This is a genomic window from Sphingobacterium sp. B29 (assembly GCF_001952815.1).
GTDB lineage: Bacteria > Bacteroidota > Bacteroidia > Sphingobacteriales > Sphingobacteriaceae > Sphingobacterium > Sphingobacterium siyangense.
Genome location: NZ_CP019158.1, coordinates 1,635,602 through 1,655,674 on the forward strand (window position 1 = coordinate 1,635,602; position 20,073 = coordinate 1,655,674).

At 39.5% G+C, this 20,073-nt stretch carries 20 protein-coding genes; 16 read left to right on the plus strand and 4 right to left on the minus strand.

Translation table 11 applies throughout. The annotated features are described in order from the left end of the window. The 10 genes from BV902_RS06820 to BV902_RS06865 all read left to right on the plus strand — a co-directional run bounded on the left by BV902_RS06820 (nucleotide 1) and on the right by BV902_RS06865 (nucleotide 13,093). Nucleotides 1-1,461 carry a UDP-N-acetylmuramoyl-L-alanyl-D-glutamate--2,6-diaminopimelate ligase gene (locus BV902_RS06820; RefSeq protein WP_075991282.1) on the plus strand — a complete coding sequence of 487 codons (1,461 nt, stop codon included), beginning with the start codon at nucleotides 1-3 and terminating at the stop codon, nucleotides 1,459-1,461. Between the two features lie 4 nt (nucleotides 1,462-1,465). Beyond that, entirely contained in the window at nucleotides 1,466-2,710 is a 1,245-nt protein-coding gene (mraY, locus tag BV902_RS06825) for a phospho-N-acetylmuramoyl-pentapeptide-transferase (protein WP_075991283.1), read from the plus strand. 2 nt (nucleotides 2,711-2,712) lie between these two features. After that, a complete protein-coding gene (murD, locus tag BV902_RS06830; RefSeq protein ID WP_075991284.1) occupies nucleotides 2,713-4,086 on the plus strand; it encodes a UDP-N-acetylmuramoyl-L-alanine--D-glutamate ligase in 1,374 nt (457 codons plus the stop codon). Nucleotides 4,087-4,116: 30 nt separating this feature from the next. Then, nucleotides 4,117-5,316 (plus strand): FtsW/RodA/SpoVE family cell cycle protein, encoded by a 1,200-nt coding sequence (locus BV902_RS06835; RefSeq protein ID WP_075991285.1) that lies wholly within the window; start codon nucleotides 4,117-4,119, stop codon nucleotides 5,314-5,316. 13 nt (nucleotides 5,317-5,329) lie between these two features. Further along, nucleotides 5,330-6,430: an undecaprenyldiphospho-muramoylpentapeptide beta-N-acetylglucosaminyltransferase gene (murG, locus tag BV902_RS06840; protein ID WP_075991286.1), complete on the plus strand. Its 1,101-nt coding sequence runs from the start codon at nucleotides 5,330-5,332 to the stop codon at nucleotides 6,428-6,430. Between the two features lie 7 nt (nucleotides 6,431-6,437). Beyond that, complete coding sequence (murC, locus tag BV902_RS06845; protein ID WP_075991287.1) at nucleotides 6,438-7,793, plus strand: UDP-N-acetylmuramate--L-alanine ligase; 1,356 nt, start codon at nucleotides 6,438-6,440, stop codon at nucleotides 7,791-7,793. After that, the gene (locus tag BV902_RS06850; protein ID WP_075991288.1) at nucleotides 7,786-8,622 is read left to right on the plus strand and encodes a cell division protein FtsQ/DivIB; all 837 of its coding nucleotides are present in this window, start codon (nucleotides 7,786-7,788) and stop codon (nucleotides 8,620-8,622) included. The genes murC and BV902_RS06850 overlap by 8 nt, the downstream gene beginning before the upstream one ends. A 25-nt stretch (nucleotides 8,623-8,647) precedes the next feature. Continuing rightward, nucleotides 8,648-10,024, plus strand: coding sequence for a cell division protein FtsA (gene ftsA, locus BV902_RS06855; RefSeq protein ID WP_070564959.1), 1,377 nt, complete (start codon nucleotides 8,648-8,650; stop codon nucleotides 10,022-10,024). A 140-nt stretch (nucleotides 10,025-10,164) separates the two neighbouring features. Continuing rightward, the gene (gene ftsZ, locus BV902_RS06860; RefSeq protein ID WP_075991289.1) at nucleotides 10,165-11,862 is read left to right on the plus strand and encodes a cell division protein FtsZ; all 1,698 of its coding nucleotides are present in this window, start codon (nucleotides 10,165-10,167) and stop codon (nucleotides 11,860-11,862) included. 88 nt (nucleotides 11,863-11,950) lie between these two features. Beyond that, nucleotides 11,951-13,093 (plus strand): sugar phosphate isomerase/epimerase family protein, encoded by a 1,143-nt coding sequence (locus BV902_RS06865; RefSeq protein WP_075991290.1) that lies wholly within the window; start codon nucleotides 11,951-11,953, stop codon nucleotides 13,091-13,093. Nucleotides 13,094-13,122: 29 nt separating this feature from the next. Here BV902_RS06865 and BV902_RS28010 read toward each other — a convergent pair whose 3' ends face one another. Together BV902_RS28010 and BV902_RS28015 are read right to left on the minus strand one after the other, a co-directional pair. Continuing rightward, complete coding sequence (locus BV902_RS28010) at nucleotides 13,123-13,530, minus strand: LuxR C-terminal-related transcriptional regulator (protein WP_237242000.1); 408 nt, start codon at nucleotides 13,528-13,530, stop codon at nucleotides 13,123-13,125. Then, nucleotides 13,527-13,763 carry a response regulator gene (locus BV902_RS28015; RefSeq protein WP_237242002.1) on the minus strand — a complete coding sequence of 79 codons (237 nt, stop codon included), beginning with the start codon at nucleotides 13,761-13,763 and terminating at the stop codon, nucleotides 13,527-13,529. The genes BV902_RS28010 and BV902_RS28015 overlap by 4 nt, the downstream gene beginning before the upstream one ends. A 277-nt stretch (nucleotides 13,764-14,040) precedes the next feature. Here BV902_RS28015 and mscL point away from each other — a divergent pair, with 277 nt between their 5' ends. From mscL to tsaB, 5 genes are all read left to right on the plus strand, one after another. Beyond that, a complete protein-coding gene (gene mscL, locus BV902_RS06875; protein WP_046673978.1) occupies nucleotides 14,041-14,448 on the plus strand; it encodes a large-conductance mechanosensitive channel protein MscL in 408 nt (135 codons plus the stop codon). Between the two features lie 239 nt (nucleotides 14,449-14,687). Continuing rightward, nucleotides 14,688-14,846 (plus strand): 50S ribosomal protein L34, encoded by a 159-nt coding sequence (gene rpmH / locus BV902_RS06880; protein ID WP_075991291.1) that lies wholly within the window; start codon nucleotides 14,688-14,690, stop codon nucleotides 14,844-14,846. A gap of 60 nt (nucleotides 14,847-14,906) precedes the next feature. Continuing rightward, nucleotides 14,907-15,323 carry a ribonuclease P protein component gene (locus BV902_RS06885; protein WP_075991292.1) on the plus strand — a complete coding sequence of 139 codons (417 nt, stop codon included), beginning with the start codon at nucleotides 14,907-14,909 and terminating at the stop codon, nucleotides 15,321-15,323. Continuing rightward, nucleotides 15,286-15,540, plus strand: a complete 255-nt coding sequence (gene yidD, locus BV902_RS06890) for a membrane protein insertion efficiency factor YidD (protein ID WP_075991293.1) — start codon at nucleotides 15,286-15,288, stop codon at nucleotides 15,538-15,540. The genes BV902_RS06885 and yidD overlap by 38 nt, the downstream gene beginning before the upstream one ends. A 14-nt stretch (nucleotides 15,541-15,554) precedes the next feature. Continuing rightward, nucleotides 15,555-16,262: a tRNA (adenosine(37)-N6)-threonylcarbamoyltransferase complex dimerization subunit type 1 TsaB gene (gene tsaB / locus BV902_RS06895; RefSeq protein ID WP_075991294.1), complete on the plus strand. Its 708-nt coding sequence runs from the start codon at nucleotides 15,555-15,557 to the stop codon at nucleotides 16,260-16,262. On the opposite strand, the gene BV902_RS06900 is transcribed toward tsaB, so the two are convergent. Further along, nucleotides 16,257-17,162 carry a magnesium transporter CorA family protein gene (locus BV902_RS06900; protein WP_075991295.1) on the minus strand — a complete coding sequence of 302 codons (906 nt, stop codon included), beginning with the start codon at nucleotides 17,160-17,162 and terminating at the stop codon, nucleotides 16,257-16,259. The genes tsaB and BV902_RS06900 overlap by 6 nt on opposite strands. Before the next feature lie 88 nt (nucleotides 17,163-17,250). Beyond that, entirely contained in the window at nucleotides 17,251-17,868 is a 618-nt protein-coding gene (locus BV902_RS06905) for an OmpH family outer membrane protein (RefSeq protein ID WP_075991296.1), read from the minus strand. 191 nt (nucleotides 17,869-18,059) lie between these two features. Here BV902_RS06905 and gyrB point away from each other — a divergent pair, with 191 nt between their 5' ends. Further along, nucleotides 18,060-20,018 (plus strand): DNA topoisomerase (ATP-hydrolyzing) subunit B, encoded by a 1,959-nt coding sequence (gene gyrB / locus BV902_RS06910; protein ID WP_075991297.1) that lies wholly within the window; start codon nucleotides 18,060-18,062, stop codon nucleotides 20,016-20,018. Nucleotides 20,019-20,073: the final 55 nt, after the last annotated feature.

The following is a 20,073-nucleotide window of genomic DNA, read 5'->3' on the forward strand; positions in this document are numbered from 1 at the left end:
ATGATGGATTTAAAAAAAGTATTGCATGCTATTCCTGTACAGCAGGTTGTAGGGAACCTTGAAGAGGTCGATGTGCACTCTTTGTGCTTTGATTCCAGAAAAGTGGAGTTGGGAAGTTTGTTTATCGCAGTGCGAGGTGTTCAAACAGATGGTCATTTGTTTGTAGACAAGGCAATTACTTCGGGAGCAAGAGCCGTTATTGTAGAAGAGTTACCAAAAGAGACATTAGACTCTGTCGCCTATATCTTAGTGGCCGATTCTGCTTATGCTTTGGGTGTGGCTGCTGCTAATTTCTACGGAAATCCTTCGGAACAGCTGAAGTTGGTCGGTGTTACCGGCACAAATGGTAAAACGACAGTAGCTACATTGTTGTTTCAACTGTTTACTGAGTTGGGCTACCATGTAGGCTTATTATCTACGGTGCAAAACCAGATTGGAAAGAAGATTATACCAGCAACACATACAACACCAGACCCTATTCAATTGAATAAATTGTTAAGGGATATGGTTGATGATGGCTGTGACTATACATTTATGGAGGTTAGTTCACATGCTGTCGTTCAGGAACGTATTGCAGGCTTGGTGTTTGCGGGTGCAATATTCACGAATATTACGCATGATCACCTTGATTTTCATAAAACTTTTGATAACTATATTAAAGCGAAAAAGAAGTTTTTCGATGATTTGGATGCGAATGCTTTTGCTTTGACGAATGCTGACGATAGAAATGGCCAGGTCATGCTTCAAAATACAGTGGCACACCGGAAGAGCTATGGCTTGCGTTCTGGTGCAGATTTTAAAGCAAAGGTGATCGAAAGCCATTTCGATGGTATGTTGATGAGTGTTGACGGACAGGAAGTATGGGTGAAATTGATCGGCGATTTCAATGCATATAACCTTTTGGCGGTTTATGCTGCCGCTATCTTGCTTGAGCAGGAAACGGTGAAAGTGTTGACCGCACTCAGTACCTTGAAAGGAGCAGAAGGACGATTTGAAACGATGAAATCGACTTCCGGTGTTTTTGGAATCGTAGACTACGCGCATACACCTGATGCGGTTGAAAATGTGTTGAAGACTATAAGTTCATTGCGACGTCCAGAGCAAAAAATCATTACGGTGTTAGGATGCGGCGGCGATCGGGATAAGACCAAAAGACCTGAAATGGCTGAGGCGGCTCTGCGTTATAGTGACCGTTTTTTAATTACATCTGATAATCCGCGGACGGAAGATCCTTATCAGATTATTAGAGATATCGAAGCTGGTGTGGCAGCAGACCAAAAGGCGAAGACGCTTTCTATAGCGGATCGTAAGGAGGCTATACGCACAGCATATCAGCTGGCTAATCCGGGGGATATTATCCTAGTGGCAGGAAAAGGGCATGAGAAATATCAAGATGTAAATGGTGTGAAGCATCATTTTGATGATAAAGAAGTTTTAGAGAATACATTTAACGAACAATAGAAATATGTTGTACCATCTTTTTACGTGGCTTAGCGAATATATTCATATACCTGGAGGAGGTTTGTTTCAATACATCTCGTTTCGGACATCTATGGCTGTAATCGCTTCATTGATTATTACCACGGTTTTTGGGGGAAAATTGATTCAATTCTTGCATAATAAGCAAGTCGGAGAAACAATTCGTGATTTGGGGCTTGAAGGAGAAAAAAAGAAAGCTGGTACGCCAACAATGGGTGGGATCATCATCATTGCAGGTATCCTTATCCCGACCTTGTTATTTGCAAAATTGACGAATATCTATGTGATTATCATGATTGTGACAACACTTTGGATGGGTGCAATTGGATTTTTAGATGATTATATAAAGGTTTTTAGACATAATAAAGAGGGCTTAGCTGGTAAGTTTAAGGTTGTTGGACAAGTTGGCTTGGGAGCCATAATTGCTTGTACGATGTACTTTCATCCAGATATCGTTGTTCGAAAAGGGGTGGATAAACCAACCTCTACCAAGCCCGTTGAAGTGGTTATCAATGAAGGTACGGGGGAGAAAACCTATGCTGAAAACGTAAAATCATCTAAGACAAATATTCCGTTTTATAAAAATAACGAGTTTGATTATGCTAAGGTGTTTAAAATATTCGGATTACAGAGCGACTATCTGACTTTCGTCGTCTTTTTAGTTGTCGTTATTTTTATCGTTACGGCAGTTTCAAACGGCGCAAATATTACGGACGGTATCGATGGTTTGGCCACGAGTACTTCTGCTATCATCGGTGTCACTTTAGCAATTTTAGCGTATGTGTCGGGTAACGTAATTTTTTCGGATTACCTCAATATCATGTATATCCCTAATTCGGGAGAGCTTGTGATTTTCGCCGGAGCATTTGTGGGAGCCTGCGTAGGTTTCTTATGGTATAACACGTATCCTGCCCAAGTTTTTATGGGTGATACGGGAAGTTTGGCAATAGGCGGTATAATTGCTGCTTTTGCTATCCTGATCCGGAAAGAATTGTTGATTCCGATTTTATGTGGTGTGTTTCTGTTGGAAAACCTTTCGGTTATTCTTCAAGTATCGTATTTCAAATACACAAAGAAGAAATATGGTGAAGGTAGAAGGATCTTCCTGATGTCGCCATTACACCACCACTTCCAAAAGAAAGGCTATCACGAAGCAAAAATTGTAACACGTTTTGTTATTGTAGGAATCATATTGGCCATTCTTACCATTGTAACATTGAAAATTAGATAATGATGTCAAACATTGCAACAACATATTATCCTCAATCTGGAAGTTTGGTCATTTTAGGCGCCGGCGAAAGCGGTGTCGGAACGGCTATTCTTGGAAAAGAAAAGGGATTTGATGTATTTGTATCCGATAAAGGACTGATTGCGGACCACTATAAGGAACAATTGAAAGTCGAGGGAATAGCTTTTGAAGAAGGTAGTCACAATGAAGAACGGATTTTGAATGCCGCTTTGGTTGTGAAGAGTCCCGGTATTCCAGAGACGGTGCCTTTGGTGGTCGCTCTGAAAGCAAAGAATATACCCGTGATTGCAGAAATTGAATTTGCGGCACAGTATACCGACGCAAAGTTGATCTGTATTACAGGATCAAATGGGAAGTCTACAACAACCATGTTGACCTATGAGATGCTTAAGCATGGCGGTCTCAATGTCGGGTTGGCCGGTAATATTGGAAAGAGCTTTGCGCTTCAGGTAGCTAGAGAACAGTTTGATTGCTATGTCTTGGAAATATCAAGCTTCATGCTGGACGATATGTACCATTTTAGAGCGGATGTTGCTGTTATATTGAATATTACGCCTGATCATTTGGATCGCTACGACCATAAAATGGAAAATTATGTGGATTCAAAATTTAGGATGATTCAGAATCAAACGGAGAACGATTATTTTATATACTGCCTGGACGATCCAGAAACAATTAAAGGATTGGAAAGACATCATAGTAAAGGGACTTATTTGCCTTTTACACAGGAACAACTTGTTGAATTGGGCGCTTATTTGAATGCCAATAAGACAATAATTATTAATACACCAAATAACGATACATTCACTATGAGAGCTGAGGAATTGTCATTGCAGGGGAAGCATAATATTTATAATAGCATGGCTTCTGGGTTAATTGCGAAAGTGCAGGAATTGAGAAATCAAGTGATGAAAGAGAGCATGGGCTCGTATGTGAATATTCCACATCGCCTGGAACATGTAGCCTGTATCGGCGGTGTGAATTACATTAACGATTCAAAGGCAACGAATGTAAATTCGGTATGGTATGCTTTGGAAAGTTTCTCTACACCAATCGTATTGTTATTAGGTGGTGTAGATAAAGGAAACGATTACAGTATGCTTGCTGATTTGGTGAAAGACAAAGTGCGTGCTATTGTTTGTTTGGGAAAAGATACGGCTGCTATTCATAAAGCATTTGAACAAGATGTGGAGATTATTGTCAATAGCACCTCTATGCAAGATGCGGTGGTGTTGGCTTCGCACTTGGCGCAAAAAGGTGATACCGTCTTATTGTCTCCTGCTTGTGCTAGTTTTGATTGGTTCAAGAACTATGAAGATCGTGGCGATAAATTTAAAGCGGCTGTAATGGAATTATAAATGGTATAACCCAATAAGAGGAGGAAGGATATGCTACAGAATATAATGTCTAAATTGAAGGGTGACCGATGGATATGGATCATTGTGATTATCTTATCGGGATGGTCACTTTTGGCTGTATACAGTTCGGTGGGTACATTGGCGTATAAAGAAGGGAAGGGAACAGAAATGTATTTGTTAAAACACTTTTCTATTATTGCCGTTGGGTTTATCCTCATGTATCTTTCCCATAAGTTGGATTATCGGTATTACGCTGGTATATCCAAAATTATGATGGGCATTACAATCCCCTTATTGCTGTTTACTTTATTGTTTGGTAGTAAAGTTAATGAGGCAAGTCGTTGGTTGACCATACCTGGTATCGGTTTAACGTTTCAAACATCGGATTTGGCAAAGTTGTCACTCATTGTCTTTCTTGCGCGGATGTTATCCCGGAAACAGGAAGAGATCAAGGATGTTAAAAAATCGTTCTTACCTATTATGGGATCGGTGTGCGGTGTATTTATTCTGATTGCCTTGGCCAACTTATCTACAGCATTAATGCTATTTGGAGTGAGTGTTTTATTGCTGTTGATCGGCCGGATTAGTTTTAAACAAATTGCTATCGTCTGCTGTGGTGGTGGTATTCTTCTGATGATGGTTATCTTTTTTGGTCCACGTAGGGCAACCTATATCAGTCGGGTAAAATCTTTTTTTCATACTGAAAAAGTAGATAAAACGGTATCCTTCCAGGATGATAAAAATTATCAGGCAAACAATGCAAAGATCGCAATTGCTACAGGAGGGCTCTTTGGTAAAGGCCCGGGAAATAGCGTTCAGCGAAATGTATTGCCGCATCCATATTCCGATTTTATTTATGCTATTATTATTGAGGAGTACGGGACAGTCGGTGGGGTAATCCTGCTATTTCTATATCTGGCCTTTATGTATCGATGTATACGTATTGTCACGATGAGTCCCAAAGCTTTCGGTACTTTTCTGGCAGCGGGTTTGGGATTTAGTTTGACGATTCAGGCCCTAGCAAATATGGCTGTTGCTGTAGGCTTAGGACCAGTAACGGGGGTTCCGCTTCCACTCGTGAGTATGGGAGGAACATCTATTCTATTTACGAGTGTCGCTTTAGGAATTATCCTGAGTGTGAGCAGAAATATTGAAGAATTAAAAGGTAAAGAAGAGCTGGATGAAAAGCCTAAACCGAAAAAAGTGGTTATAGGATCAATTCCAGCATAATAAAAAATTGAGCATGGCAATTCGTGTAATTATTAGTGGTGGTGGGACCGGAGGACATATCTTTCCGGCGATTTCAATTGCAAATGCACTGAAGGCAATGGATCCTGCAAATGAAATTTTATTTGTGGGTGCCAATGGCCGGATGGAAATGGATAAAGTGCCAGCTGCCGGATATCCGATTATTGGACTTGATATTCAGGGGATCAATAGAAAGCAGCTGTGGAAAAATATCTTCTTGCCATTTAAACTTATGAAAAGTTTGAATAAGGCAAAAAGTGTAATTAAGGATTTTAGACCGGATGTGGCTGTAGGTGTAGGCGGTTTTGCCTCCGGACCCTTGTTAATGATGGCGAATAAATTGGGTGTGCCAACTGTTGTGCAGGAACAAAATTCCTATGCAGGTGTGACCAATAAAAAAGTTGGGGCAAAGGCAGCAAAGATATGTGTTGCCTATGAGGGGATGGAGCAATTTTTTCCTGCTGAGAAAGTATTACTCACTGGGAACCCAATAAGACGCGAGTCCATTGCGATAGCCGGGAAAAGAGAAGAAGCTTTAACGTTCTTTGGGTTAGATCCACACAAAAAGACAATTTTGGTGCTCGGCGGAAGTTTGGGGGCCAAAACATTAAATGAAAGTGTCGTTGCTTACCTTAATGAGCTGAAGGAAGAAGTGCAGGTGATTTGGCAATGCGGTAGTTTCTACGTCGAAAAGTTACGGGAGGAGTTAACAGGTCAGCTGCCCGGCAATATTAAGATGTTGGCCTTTTTACAGCGTATGGACTATGCTTATGCAGCGGCAGATTTAATTATTAGCCGCGCTGGAGCCGGTACGATTTCTGAGCTCTGTGTAGTCGGGAAGCCTGTTATTCTTGTGCCTTCGCCTAATGTGGCCGAAGACCATCAGACCAAAAATGCAATGGCATTGGTCAATAAGGGGGCTGCGTTATTGGTTAAGGATAGTGATGCAAAAAAAGACTTGGTGCCTGCTGCTTTAACTTTATTAAAAGACGCAGCTCATGTTGCACAATTAAGTGAAAATATTAAAAAACTCGGTAAGTTGAATGCTGACGTGCAGATTGCCGAGGAGGTGTATAAATTGGTTAATAAGAAATAGACGAAGTATGAATCTAGATGCAATAAAACAAGTTTACTTGATCGGAATAGGTGGTATAGGCATGAGTGGTCTTGCGCGCTATTTTAAGCATTTGGGCTGTGAGGTGAATGGATATGACCGTACAGAAACTGAGCTGACTAAAACCTTAGTCAAGGAAGGAATCGCGATCTCATATCAGGATGATATCAATACGATTGATGCTATTTTTCATGTACCTACAGCGGAGACATTAGTCATTTTTACACCAGCCATTCCTAAAGATTCGAAGATTAAAGCTTTTTTGGAATCTCAAGGACATATACTATATAAGAGATCGCAGGTTTTGGGGATCATTAGTGAGAGTAGATTTACGGTCGCTGTTGCCGGTACACATGGTAAAACGACAACTTCTACAATGGTGGCACATGTATTGAAAGATTCGGGTTACGACTGTTCTGCCTTTTTGGGCGGAATCAGTTCTAATTACGGTACCAATGTGCTTTATGGAAATAATAATACAGTTGTGGTTGAGGCTGATGAGTTTGATCGGTCATTTCTGACGCTTCACCCCAATATCGCAATAGTAACTTCTTCTGATGCGGATCATTTGGACATTTATGGAGATCGAAGCCATCTGCTCGAATCATTCCAATTGTTCTTGGATAAAGTAGTTGAAGGAGGTACACGTATTATAAAAAAAGGCCTCGAGTTTGCGGGGCAAATAAGTTATTCAGGCCATGAAATCGCTGATGCATATGCTTCCAATGTGCATGTACGCGACGGAGAGTTCTTTTTTGACTACCAAGATACCAACGGGCGGATAGACGATATCCATTTAGGTATTCCTGGTACCCATAATGTTGAAAATGCGGTAGCCGCGATTGCAGTAGCCCGTTTACTTGGGATTGAAAATGAAGCGATCAAGAAAGCATTGACAACATTCAAAGGAGTAAAAAGAAGGTTTGAATATATTGTCCGTAAACCTGGAGCGGTGTATATCGATGACTATGCGCACCATCCAGAGGAACTGCGTGCATTTTTAACTTCGATGCGCAAATTGTATCCCACAAAAAAACTAAATGTGGTCTTTCAGCCGCATTTATTTACCCGTACACGGGATTTTGTGGATGGTTTCGCAGAGGTACTGTCCATGGCAGACAATCTGTTGTTAATGGAAATTTATCCAGCTCGGGAACTTCCAATTGAAGGGATCAATTCGAGTTGGTTATTGGATAAAATTACGGCAGAGAAAAAACAGCTTGTAACTGCAGAAGAAGTCTTGGAATTCGCGCGCGATGAAAAGCCGGAACTGATTGTTACAGTTGGGGCAGGTGATATTGACAAATTGGTTAAACCGTTACAGGAAATTTTAGGGCATGCTTAAAAAATTACGTAACATACAATGGAATCGTGTACTCTACTTTACGCTGTTTTTTATCGGCGTAATAGTTGTCGTCGTGATTATGACTATTGTGGGGAAACGTGATGAGCAGCAGGTTTGTAAAGAGATTAAAATTGTCATTGAAGGCACAGAAGCTTTTATTGATCAGGCTGATATCTCCAAACTGATAGAACAAAACTATGGTAGTTTCGCGGGAAAGAAAGTCAATGGAATTCCCTTTCAAAAGGTTGAAAAAACCTTGCGCAAATTACCGTATGTTTCCGATGCCAGTATACATGCCGATATGGATGGTACGATCAGAATTAATATTAGTCAGCGCGAGGCTGTCATGCGGGTCATCAACAAAAATGGAAAAGAATTTTATGTGGACCCCAATGGGTTGAAGATACCGACAACGTTGAAGTATATACCGCATATCATGGTTGCAACGGGTAACATCGCAGAAGGATATAATGAAGCACTGGATACCATATCAACGCCCTTGGTTAAAGATTTGGTGAAGGTTATTGAGTTTATCAAAAACGATGAATTATGGAGTAATCAAGTTGTGCAGATCTATGTCAACGGGGATAAGGATATTGAACTTGTGCCTCGTATAGGGACACAGCAGTTGATTGTTGGATCGGCAGATTCATTGGAACAAAAATTTGAATTATTAAAGACCTTTTATACGCAGATCATGCCAAAAGTGGGTATAAATGCTTACGGTGTTGTCAACGTAAAATATGGAGGTCAGATTATCTGTGAAAAGCGGGGAAACTGGAGTTTTTCAGATGATCAAACAAAAAAAGTAGCAAATAATACATTATAGTAATACAGCAACAATACAGGAAATTATGAACTCAAAGGCAGCAGAAATTGAAAGAGAAAACCCAATTATCGTGGGACTCGATATTGGTACTACCAAAATTTGTGTTACGGTTGGGAGACGTAGCTCAGGAAACAAAATTGAATTATTAGGTGTGGGCAAAGCTGACTCTGCAGGTGTAAGCAGGGGGGTGGTTGCTAATATCCAGAAAACTGTGGGAAGCATTTTAGAGGCTGTCGAGATAGCCGAAGCACAGTCCAATGTGGATATTAAAGTGGTGAATGTGGGAATTGCTGGCCAACACATCAAAAGTATTCAACACCGTGGAATATTTACCAAAACTGATGGTGATGATGAAATCATTCGACGCGATATCGAACGACTGATTTCGGATATGTATAAACTGGTACTGCCTCCAGGAGAAGAAATTATACATGTTTTACCACAAGAGTTTACGGTAGATAACGAACCCGGAATTCGCGAACCAATCGGTATGGCTGGTCGTCGTATTGAAGCAAACTTCCATATTATATCGGGACGTGTAACGGATATTAAAAATATCAAGAAATGTATTGATAATTCCAATCTGGAAGTTGCTGAATTGATTCTCGAACCTTTAGCGTCTTCTGAAGCTGTATTGGATGAAGACGAAAAAAATGCTGGAGTTGTATTAGTGGATATCGGTGGTGGAACCACAGATGTTGCCATCTTCCATGAAGGAATTATTCGTCACACTGCTGTGATTCCTTTAGGCGGTAATATTGTAACGGAAGATATCCGTCAGGGATGTTCTGTTTTGCGTTCTCAGGCTGAATTGTTGAAAACTCGTTTCGGATCGGCTCTAGCTGATGAAAATAAAGAAAATGAGGTGATTTGTGTGCCAGGATTGAAAGGTCGTGAACCAAAGGAAATTTCCGTTAAAAATTTGGCTTATATTATTCAAGCTAGAATGGAAGAAATTATTGAGCACGTGTATTATGAAATCAAATCTTCTGGATATGAAAATAAGCTGATCGGTGGTATTGTTATTACCGGTGGTGGTGCTCAATTAAAACATCTGGTACAACTTGTTGAGTATATTACTGGGATAGATTGTCGTATCGGATTTCCGAATGAATATCTTTCTAAGAATGAGGTTTTACCAAAACCGTTGTTTGAAGAATTGAAAAGTCCTTTGTACGCAACAAGTATTGGCTTGTTGATTAAGGGAATTCAATCCCATGAGGAAGAAGAAGATAGCCGTAGAGAAATGCACGCCCCATCGAAAAAAGTGCAGGCTGCTACGGTGACAACAAAAGAGGTTTCTGAACAACAACAAAAAGAGCAAGGATTATTGTCATGGTTCAAACGTTTTATCAAAGACGGCAACGAAATCGATGACGCAAGTTTTTTAGATAAGAAGTAAGTTTTCCACAATAGTTGAAGTTTTCCACAATTTAACAAATGTGGAAAACTTTTGTTGAAATTATATTATTATTACATTACATATAGTGGGTTTGATTCGTTTTGATATCATCTTCATTGTAAGTTAAATAGGGATAAGTTATGTCAATACAGTTTGAAATGTTAAAAGAACAATCTTCAATAATCAAGGTTATTGGGGTTGGTGGTGGTGGCGGCAATGCCGTAAACCACATGTATAAACAAGGAATTAGTGGGGTAGATTTTATCGTGTGTAATACTGATGCGCAAGCATTGGAATTGAGCCCGATCCCAAATAAAGTTCAATTGGGAATAAGTCTAACCGAAGGTATGGGAGCGGGAGCAGATCCTGATGTAGGTGAAAATTCAGCAATCGAAAGTATTGAAGATATCAAACGTATGTTGGGTACCAATACCAAGATGTTGTTTATTACCGCTGGTATGGGTGGTGGTACCGGTACTGGTGCTAGTCCCGTATTGGCGAAAGCTGCCAAAGAATTGGGTATTTTAACTGTTGCGATTATTACTACACCATTTACATTTGAAGGTAAACGCCGTCGTTCTCAAGCGGAGGAAGGACTTTCGGAATTACGTAAATATGTAGACTCTTATCTTGTTATTTCTAACGATCGTTTGCGTGAAATCTTCGGGAATCTAACGATGACAGCTGCTTTCGCGAAAGCGGATGATATTTTAACTACCGCTGCAAAAGGTATTGCCGAAATTATTACGATCCCTGGTTATGTAAACGTCGATTTTAAAGATGTGCGTACTGTCATGAATGATAGCGGTGTTGCTATTATGGGGAACGCAATAGCTGAAGGTGAAGACCGTGCATTGCGTGCTGTAGAAGGTGCTTTGGCTTCGCCTTTATTGAAAGACAATGAGATCGAAGGCGCTCGTTATATTTTATTGAATATTACTTCTGGAACAAAAGAAGTAACAATGGATGAGGTCGCAATCATTACGGATTACATTCAGGAAAAAGCTGGTTTGTCAGCTGATTTGATCTGGGGTAACTGTATTGACGAGAACTTTGAGGATGAGTTGTCAGTAACAATTATTGCTACTGGTTTTCAAACATCTGAAGAACGCGATAAAGAACGTGAAAATACAAAGGTGTCTATGCCCTTAACTGCTGAACCGGCTAATTCTTTTATCAAACCTGTTTCTCAGGTAGCACCAAGAGAAGTTCCAGCTACGAATAGTTTCGTGACTCCGGTTCAACGTGTGGATACACCGACCCCTTCTTCTAATACCTCAACGCCAAATAATTTGCAATCTGATTTGTTCACTTCACCAAGAAATGCTGTGCAACAACAGGTGGCTGTTGAGGAACCTCAAGTTATACGTCATGATTTAGGTTTTGATGGTGGTTATGAAGAGGAGACTTCATTTGGAGACAATGATTTTCAATTGAAAACTTCGCCATCTGTGTTTCAATTCCAGATGCCAACAGTCTTCGATTCTTATACAGCACCTTCAGCTTCAGCATATGAGGAGAAACCTACTTTTTCATCAAGTACAACAAATGAACAAGTAGAAGTCCCGCAAGTGGAAGAAGAACAGGTGTCGTTTGAAGATCAGCTCGTTCGTACGAAAGAGCGTATTTTGCGTCTTAAAGAATTAAGCATGAAATTAAAATCTTCTAATGGTTTACATGAGTTGGAAAATGAGCCTGCTTATAAGAGAAAACAAATGTCATTGGAAGATACACCGCATTCTTCACAATCTCAGGTGTCTCGTTTTACGCTTTCTTTTGAAGATGGAAATACTGAAATCAGACCGAACAATTCTTTTCTACATGACAATGTAGACTAGTTGATTCACCATAAAATAACAAAAAGCCATCCAATCGGATGGCTTTTTTAGTATCTTTAAATACCGAAATAAGACAATTATACAAGCTATGACGACAAAATTAAATAACCCTGTATGGGTAATGAGTTCTGCATTTGATAAATTATCCTTACCGGAGTTGATTCAGACGACCAAAAGAATCGGGGCCGGGGGGATAGACCTTTGTGTGTTTAGAAAAGATGGTACCCGAGAAGATCATACCGCAACACATTTGGATTATGATGATTTTACTCCTGCAAAAGCGAGGGAAATAATTGAGCTGTTCAATCAGGCTGATTTAAAACTTTCGCTTGGTGCTTTTGAAAATATGATTGGTGGTGATCCTGAGCAACGTGTGAAGAATCAAAATCATTTATTGAAATTGATCCGTATTGCACATTTGCTTGGTGGTGATGCAAATAACGTCAAGGTAGGAACATTCGTTGGGTATAATCACGAATTGGGCAATCAAATTGATGGATTTCAAAAAAATCTTGAAGAATACAAACGTGTATTTGCTCCCATTGTTAATTATGCAGAGAGTTTAGGTGTAACCATCCTCTATGAGAACTGCCCAATGGAAGGATGGCGCTCATCACGTTATAGCTCTACCTATAACAATCTTCCCGCTGTGCTAGCCGCTCGTAAATTAATGTATGCGATGATTCCGAGTAAAGCGCATGGCGAGATCTATGATCCTTCACATGATGTTTGGCAAAATACAAATCCAATTGAGGTTATTCGTAATACAGACATCAGCCGCTTACAGCGTATACATGTGAAGACTACGCGTAATTTACAGACCGCTGCACGTATTGATTGGGGTGGAATGTACCCTATGCAGCATGTTGATGCCGAATTGGCTAAAAAGGCCAATGTAAGTATTCCTGGGCATGACTGGGATAGACATCACTATGAAGCAATGTTACCTGGCTTTGGTGGATCCGACAGTATGGATTGGCGAGGCTTTGTTGACTTATTGCAAGAACGTGGTTTCAGTGGTCCCTTTGAGATCGAAAATGAAGCTAAGAATTCGAAAGATACAGGTGATTTTTCTGCAACGGTTCAAGGCTTTACGACCTGCCTCAACTTTTTAGCACCGATGTTATGGGATTTAGAAGCAGAGGTGGGGTATTCTTATAAGAAATCTCAGCCTTTAAAAGACCTGAACGTAAAAGATGTTCCAGTTGTTACGATGGATGAGTTAATTTAGTAGGATAAAAATGCACTCCAACAAAATGACTAGTTGTTGGAGTGTATTCTGAAAAGTTCAATAAGTTCAGGAATATTAGAAACATTGAGTTTTTCAAAGATTCTGCTTTTATACGTGCTCACTGTTGAAGGGCTTAACTCCAACAAGCTAGATACTTCAATAATCCCCAGTCCCTTTATTAATTGTTTAGCAACGTCCACCTCTCTATTTGACAGACGTGCCAAGGGATTTAGTTTCGTCAGTTCAGACTTGCTCTGTGTCAATTTCTGAATATATAGATCCTGTACATTGCTCGACATATACTTCCCTCTATCCTGAATAGCCAGAATAGCATTGGAAAGTTCAGCCATTGCTGTTGTTTTGTTGAGATAGCCTACCGCTCCTGCTTCGATATAGCGTAGCGCATATAGTGATTCGTCATAAGACGAGAAAATCAAATTTTGATGCTTGGTCGAATTTGAAGGATCTCCTCAACGACGCGTATATTATTTCCTCCCGGCATATTAATGTCCAACAATAACAGGTCGAAATCCTCTACCTTTATTTTTTCAAGAACCTCGTCAAAGGTTTCAGCTTGGAATATTTCTGCCTTTTGAAGAGTTTCTTTAATAATAACGGAGGCTCCTAACCGTACAATACCGTGGTCGTCTGCTATAAGAATCTTTTTCATAGATATGCTATCTGATGCTGGGCTTTAATTACCGTATGAAATAAAGTACTAACAATATACAATATATCTTGATATTTTACTAGTTAACGCGCAAATATAAGAAATTAAGTTAATAAAAATTGGGGCGGTGCGAGTTGCGTATGTTTTTATATAAATAGGACATAGGCTAGAAAATATAGCACAATATGAGTTTAACGATAAAAAATTGGCATATTTTAATTAGATTTAAGTGACAATTACTAGTTTTGTCATAATTTATGGACTAAAAAATTTAAATATGGGATTTTTAAAAGAGTTTAAAGAGTTTGCAATGCGCGGCAGCGTGGTCGATCTAGCTGTCGGTGTTGTTATCGGTGGAGCCTTTGGTAAAATTGTCACCTCATTGGTTGACGATATTATCATGCCGCCCATTGGTTATTTAACAGGCGGTGTTGATTTTTCATCCAAAAAATTGATTTTGAAGGCCGCTGATGAAGCTACTAAACAAGCTGAAGTATCCATTAATTATGGAAACTTTATTAATGTGGTTATTCAATTTTTAATTGTAGCATTCTGTATTTTTTGTGTTATCAAAGCATTAAATTCATTGAAACGTAAAGAGGAAGCAGCTCCGGCGGCACCCGCAGCACCGACGAAAGAAGAAACACTCTTGACTGAGATCAGGGATATTTTGAAAAATAAATAGTGTAAGGTATATATCTCATTTATAAAAATCAGCACAGTCAAACTGTGCTGATTTTTATTTTGTGGTAGGTGAAAAATTGTTTTTTGAAGCTGTAGCTGAATAAATTAGCTTGTCTGCTTCACATTAACTTTAAATGTTCGTAATATTGTTTGTTTTTGTCTAAAATAAACTTTACTTTTGCATTCCTCTTGGGGAGTTTTGTATTAATTGAAGTAAGAACAAATTAGCATAATAGCGTCATGAAAAGAACATTTCAGCCATCGCAAAGAAAAAGAAGAAACAAACACGGTTTTAGAGAGCGTATGAGCTCTGCAAACGGTAGAAGAGTATTAGCTTCACGTAGAGCTAAAGGTAGAAAACGTCTTACAGTGTCTGACGAATACCGTCACAAAGGTTAATCTTTGACAAGGATCGGTGGCCGCTTATAAGAGCTTTTTCTAGTAAGATTAAGTCATCGTATGAAAAATACATTTACAAAAGAAGAACGGTTATGTGCGAAAAGGCGTATTGATACGCTTTTTAAGAGCGGTTCTTCTTTTGTCTTGTATCCGTTTAGAGTTGTTTTTATCTTCGAGAAAAACAACTTGACTGACGATATTCCCTCCAGTCAGTCTATTATCTCCGTATCCAAACGTAGGTTCAAAAGAGCAGTTGATCGCAATTCGATTAAGCGAATGATGCGTGAGAGTTACCGTTTACAAAAATCGAATGATTTGATTCCATTTTTGTTGAAACATAATGTAACTTTGTATCTAGCTATTCAATATGTAGGCAAGCAGATCTTAGCGTATGATGTGTTTAGCACCGCAATGAATAAAATGCTGAAAAAATTGCAGGATGAATGTGCTGAAGCTTATTTGGAAAAAGGGGATTAGACCCTTGTTTAGTTTTATTTTCTTGGCTATTATTCGTTTCTACCAAGTTTTTATCTCACCATTTTTAGGCGCCAATTGTAGATATACACCTACCTGTTCTCAGTACGGTAAGGAAGCTATTCTGAAATATGGTCCTTTTAAAGGTGGCTGGATGGCTTTGAAACGAATTGCGCGTTGCAACCCTTGGGGTGGCCATGGGCATGATCCTGTACCTTGATTTCTATAACGACGATGAATAATTTAATTTTACAAATTGATACATCAACCGCTGTATGTTCGGTTGCCTTGAGTGAAAATGGTCAAACGTTGCAAGTCATCGATCTCGATGAACCAAATGCTCATGCGGCTAAATTGACTATTTTGATTGAGGAAATTCTTAAACAGACAGGCCGAAAGATGCAGGATTTGAACGCTGTTGCGGTGAGTATGGGGCCAGGCTCGTATACAGGCTTGCGGATAGGGGTGTCTACGGCCAAAGGTCTCTGTTATGCCTTAGATGTACCTTTAATCGCCATTAACACGTTAGAAGCGTTGTTTTTAGGCTATAAAGGGCAATTCGGTTTAACAGAAGATGAAGCTTACCTTCCTATGCTCGATGCCCGTCGGATGGAAGTCTATACAGCAGTTTATAATCATAACGCTATATTGGAGAGAGCGACATCTGCGGAAATCATCGATGTTGAGTATTTCAATGAATTATTGCTGAACTACCATCGTGTCCATTTATTTGGTTCGGGAGCCGATAAATTCGAAGATTTGTTCAGTGCAACGGATCGCGTGGATGTGCTGAGCGGATTTAATGTTTCCGCGGCTTTTCTATCGCCATTGGCCTTTGATAAATTTCAGCGGAAAGAGTTTGAGGATGTTGCTTATTTTGAGCCATTCTATCTTAAAGATTTTCTGGTTACACCCGCAAAGAAAAAGGTTGGCCTATTATAGCCAACCTTTTCTTTTGAACCACAAATAAATCGCAAGGGATATGGCGACCATGATTCCCATGGCCACTGGATATCCATAGTACCATTCTAATTCGGGCATATTTTTGAAATTCATTCCATAAATTCCTGCCACAAAAGTGATTGGCATAAAAAATACGGAGAAGATCGTCAGGATGCGCATAATCTCATTGGTGTGATTAGACGAGATGTTGAAATATACATTCAGTAGCTGTGCTACATTTTCCGATAAGTTTTCGTACAAGGTTGATGTCCGGACCTGGAGATCTTTTAAATCGCGGGTGTACACATCTTTTTTGGACGAGGAATGAAAATGCTCAACGACCTCTCTGTAGAGAAAGATGACCTTTCGTGCAACATCAATCTGCCTTTTGATAAAATAGAGGTTTTTCAGTATGGGCTGTTGTTTCATGCGTTTCAGAAAAATCAATTCTTCGTATGCATCGATGCGTGTTGAAAGTTGCTCTAAGGTTTGGCTAAAGGTAAATACTGCTGCAGTCGTGATAAATACAGCCAGTTTACGGCTGTTTTTTGTCTTGATGGACGTAAATTCAATGTTCTTAAGTTTTTCTAAAAATTCGATGCGACGTTTGTGTACAGTAATCACAAAATCACTTCCGTAGAAGATGGTCAGGCGGTCGGTAATCTCGCCGATGCTATCTGAATTTTCTTTGAAATTGTCTGACATGACACGAAGGATAACGAATGTATAGTTCTCAAATTCTTCGATTTTAGGTAGATGCTCAGGTTCTTTGGAGTCCTTGATAGAAGCTTCATTTAAATTGTAGCGCTCTTTGATGAAGGTGAAATCTTCTGAGGTCGGTTCAGAGATATCTATCCATTCGTAGTTTGCGATTTCTTTTTCAACAATCGTTCTGACCATAAATCTAATTTTTCCAAGGACAAGATAAGAAAGAAAATAAAAAAAGCCATCAACTCAGTTGATGGCTTTCCTAAATTATTATGATCTTCTATTTGTTTGAAGATTTATATTCTTCATTTAGTTGTTTGATTACCTCGTTGGTAATTTCCAAAGAAGGATCAGCATATAATACGGTAGGGTTGGTTTTCGAATAAGTCAATACCAACTTGTAACCATTTTCTGCGGCATGTTTTTTCAGGAATTCGGTAATTTTATTATAAACATTGTTGAACTCTTCAGACTCGTCTTTTGCAATAGAAGAAGAAGCTGTTTGGTCTAAACGTGCAAGCTCATCTTGTTTACGTGCTAGTTTTTGTTCAGTAGCTTGTCTATCAGTTGCAGACATTGTAGCTGCATTTTTTTGATATTCGGCAACTTCGCGTTGGAATGCAGTACTTTTAGATTGCAGATCCGTTTGTGCTTTCTTTACCTTGTTTTCAAGCTTTGATTTAATGTCCTTAAAATATTGATATTTTTCAGAAAGTGAATCCGAGTTTAAATAGACGATTTTATCTTTGTTACTTCCCTGGCTTTCCTTGCTTACCGTATTGGAATCATTTTTTGCAGGTTCGTTTGTTGTTTTTGCACCTTGGTTACATGATGCAATAGTTCCAACCAATAAAAGGCCAAAGGAAACTTTCGATACAATTGAAAATATAGTGTTCATTTTTTTGTTATTTGCAAATTATTACTGAAAACAAACCTAACATAAAAAAATCGAAATTCTAGTTTTTAGTAATAAAAAAGTAAAATTATCCTATGTATTATAATTCGGAATATAGGTTCAATACTTGTTCACGGACTTGATAAATCGGCCAAAATTTCGTATTTTTGAATATTACATTTAAGAGGTTTTCAATGAGCGAAGAAAATAAGAATGCATCCACCTATTCGGCCGATAATATTCAGGTATTAGAGGGTTTAGAGGCGGTTCGTAAGCGTCCATCCATGTATATCGGTGACACCGGTGTAAAAGGATTGCACCATTTGGTATACGAGGTTGTTGATAATTCAATCGATGAAGCTGTAGCAGGATATTGTACAGATATCTTTGTTACTATCCATAAAGATAACTCGATTTCTGTCCGGGATAACGGTCGGGGTATTCCTACAGGGATCAACAAAAAAGAGAATAAATCAGCCCTAGAGCTTGTAATGACAGTATTGCACGCCGGAGGTAAATTTGATAAAGATACATACAAGGTTTCTGGTGGTCTGCATGGTGTTGGGGTTTCCTGTGTGAATGCCCTGTCTACCCTTTTGAAGGCCGAGGTCCATCGCGATGGAAAGATTTACCAGCAGGAGTACCAAATTGGTAAACCTTTGTATGATGTGAAAGAAGTTGGTGTTTCGGATAAGACGGGTACTATTGTAACGTTCCATCCAGATGCGACAATTTTCACGCAGACTACCGTTTATAATTACGATACATTGGCAAATCGTCTTCGTGAACTTGCATTTTTAAATAAAGGTGTGAGTTTGACGTTGAATGATGAGCGTGAAGCAAATGAAGACGGCTCTGAAAAGAAAGAAACATTCTATTCAGAGGGTGGTCTGAAAGAGTTTGTGAAATTTTTAGATGGTAACCGTCAGTCGTTGATTCCTGAACCAATTTATGTTGAAGGCGTGAAACAAGGTATCCCTGTTGAACTGGCTTTACAATATAACGATACGTATTCGGAGAATGTCCATTCTTATGTGAATAACATCAATACGATTGAAGGTGGTTCTCACGTTGCAGGTTTCCGTCGTGGTTTGACACGTACCTTGAAAGCATATGCGGACAAGTCAGGTTTGCTTAAAAACTTAAAAGTGGAAATTACCGGTGATGACTTCCGCGAGGGATTGACAGCTGTAATTTCGGTGAAGGTTGCAGAACCTCAATTTGAGGGACAAACCAAAACTAAATTAGGTAACTCCGAGGTGATGGGGGCTGTAGATGTTGCTGTTGGTGAGATCTTAGGTGTTTATCTGGAAGAGAATCCACGTGAGGCAAAATCTATTGTTCAAAAGGTTGTCATTGCGGCTCAAGCACGTGCTGCTGCACGTAAGGCCCGTGATTTGGTCCAACGTAAAACCGTTATGGGTGGCTCTGGACTTCCAGGTAAATTAGCCGACTGTCAAGACAACGATCCTACCAAATGTGAGATTTATTTTGTCGAGGGGGATTCTGCGGGTGGTACTGCCAAGTCTGGTCGTGATAGAAAGCATCAGGCGATCATGCCTTTACGTGGTAAGATCCTGAACGTTGAAAAAGCGATGGAACATAAGATCTACGAAAATGAGGAGATCAAAAATATGTTTACAGCTTTGGGCGTGAGTGTAGGTACTGCCGAAGATGCTAAGGCATTGAATATTGAAAAATTACGTTATCACCGCATCATCATCATGACCGATGCCGATGTGGATGGGTCCCACATTACAACATTGATCTTGACGTTCTATTTCAGATACATGAAGGAATTGATCGAAAGAGGATATGTATATATCGCTACACCGCCGCTATACTTGGTGAAAAAAGGGAAAGAGCATGAGTACGCTTGGAATGAAGACCAACGTATCAATGCAATTCAACGTTTGAAAGGAAGTGGTAAAGAGGATAGCGTACACGTACAACGTTATAAAGGTCTTGGAGAGATGAATGCAGAACAGTTATGGGATACAACCATGAATCCTGAAACGCGTACTTTAAGACAAGTAACTATTGAAAACGCGGCAGAATGTGACCGTATCTTCTCGATGTTGATGGGTGATGAAGTTGCTCCGCGTCGTGAATTTATCGAAAAAAATGCACGTTATGCTAAAATTGATATTTAATTGATCTGATCATAAAAGAATAAAAAAAGCCTGATGAAATTTTTCATCAGGCTTT